Annotated in this window: 3 protein-coding genes; all 3 read left to right on the plus strand. The window is 59.8% G+C overall.

Annotated features, from left to right (window positions below; translation table 11 throughout):
- Window positions 1-612 (plus strand): ThuA domain-containing protein (locus LCM4576_RS31700; RefSeq protein ID WP_071036282.1); only part of this gene is annotated, 612 nt, incomplete at its 5' end.
- 206 nt (window positions 613-818) lie between these two features.
- Complete coding sequence (locus LCM4576_RS31705; protein ID WP_041008894.1) at window positions 819-1,085, plus strand: type II toxin-antitoxin system ParD family antitoxin; 267 nt, start codon at window positions 819-821, stop codon at window positions 1,083-1,085.
- A 3-nt stretch (window positions 1,086-1,088) separates the two neighbouring features.
- Complete coding sequence (locus tag LCM4576_RS31710; RefSeq protein WP_071036283.1) at window positions 1,089-1,400, plus strand: type II toxin-antitoxin system RelE/ParE family toxin; 312 nt, start codon at window positions 1,089-1,091, stop codon at window positions 1,398-1,400.
- The last annotated feature ends 325 nt before the right edge of the window (window positions 1,401-1,725 follow it).

Consider the following 1,725-nt stretch of genomic DNA (forward strand, 5'->3'; position numbering starts at 1 on the left):
TGGGAGGGCCACGAACCCGAAGCCGGCGCTCGTGCCGTCAAGGCGATGCTCGAGGAAGAAGGCTTTGCCGTGCGTGTCGAGAACACGACCGCGGTCTTCGCCGACCCGGCGATCGCCGAGCTCAGCCTCATCGTGCCGATCTACACGATGTCCAAGCTCACCAAGGCGGAAGAGGCCAACCTGACGAAAGCGRTCGAAAACGGCGTCGGCCTTGGCGGCTATCATGGAGGCATGGGCGATGCCTTTCGCGAATCGCCCGATTATCAGTTCATGTGCGGCGGGCAATGGGTCGCGCATCCGGGCAACATCATCGACTATAATGTAAAGGTGATGCGGCGCGACGACCCGATCATGCAAGGCATCGACGATTTCCCCTACCGCTCCGAACAATATTACATGCATGTTGACCCGTCGAATGAAGTGCTGGCGACGACCACCTTCTCCGGCGAATATGCGCCGTGGATCGATGGCGTCGTCATGCCGGTGGTGTGGAAGCGCAGACACGGCAAGGGGCGGGTGTTCTATTCCTCGCTGGGTCATGTGGCAGCGGAGTTCGAGGTGCCGCAGATGCGCACCATCCTGCGCCGCGGACTGGCATGGGCCGCCCGCTGAGCCGGTAGATACACCCGGCTAAAACGCGTCGTCGCGATCCTCGATCGGCGCCGGCGTGCTTGATCGACATTCCGACTGCCGCCCGCTTCGGTGGAGTCTTCCATCGAATCGCTAAGTATGAGGCGCGTCCGAATCAATCAAGCTGTCAATTTTTGCTATCTGTTGCTATGCTTCGCGCCTGGCTCGATATTTTCCGGGAGACTCCGATGCCTAACTACGCTTTGAACGAGCATTATGAGCGCTTCATCAGGAAGCAACTCGAATCGGGCCGCTACAACAATGCCAGCGAGGTTGTCCGCGCGGGCCTGCGCATGCTTGAGGATTTTGAGGCGGAGCGGGAGAAGTGGCTGCGGGAGGAGATCCCGTCGCGCATGGCCGAGCTCCAGCGGGATCCGGCAAAGGGAATCCCGGCTGAAACGGTGTTTTCCCGATTGGAGGCCCGTCATCGCGCACGGCAGGCGAAAGCCAAGTAGGGAATGGAATACCGGATTGTCTTCCACGCTAAAGCGGAAGCCGAGCTCGAACAACTCTATGAGGATATAGCCGAGCGTGYGTCGCCGGCGGTTGCCTGGAATTTTGTCTCGGGCATCCGCGATCATTGCCTGGGCTTGTCGACATTTCCACAGCGCGGCACCGAGCGGGTGGAGATCATGCCGAGGTTGCGGATCATCGGCTATCGCCGCGCGGTCAGTATCGTTTTCGCGGTCGACGGCGAGCGTGTGCTGATCCTGGGCATCTTCTACGCCGGCCGGAACATCACGCCCGAATTGCTCGAAGAACGGCTTTAAATCGAGGTTCAGTCGGGCGCCGCGGTCGACATTCGGCTAAGTGCTGCGGGCGATCTTTGGGTTGAACGTGTCCGCTCGGCAGAGCGATTGTGGCTGCTATCGCCGGCATGGTCGGCGGCGGAACGCGGCCAAGAATGAACCAAGCCAGCTCACCATTTTTACCGCCGGGGATATCTCCACGAGAAATCGAAAAAAGAGTGATCTAGGCTGTTGACAGTTCGATGAGGTGGCGACTATATACGGCCCACGAACGAGGGCGGTGCGCCGCTGGCGGCAGAGAAGTTCGCTTCTATGTTTGCCCTGTTTGGAATTCAAGAGAGCCGCG

The sequence above is a fragment of the Mesorhizobium sp. LCM 4576 genome, assembly GCF_001854815.1.
GTDB classification, from domain to species: Bacteria; Pseudomonadota; Alphaproteobacteria; order Rhizobiales; family Rhizobiaceae; genus Mesorhizobium; species Mesorhizobium plurifarium.

Coding starts and splice junctions, on each gene's coding strand:
- LCM4576_RS31705 (WP_041008894.1), top strand. CDS start 819: ATGCCTAACTACGCTTTGAACGAGCATTATGAGCGCTTCATCAGGAAG.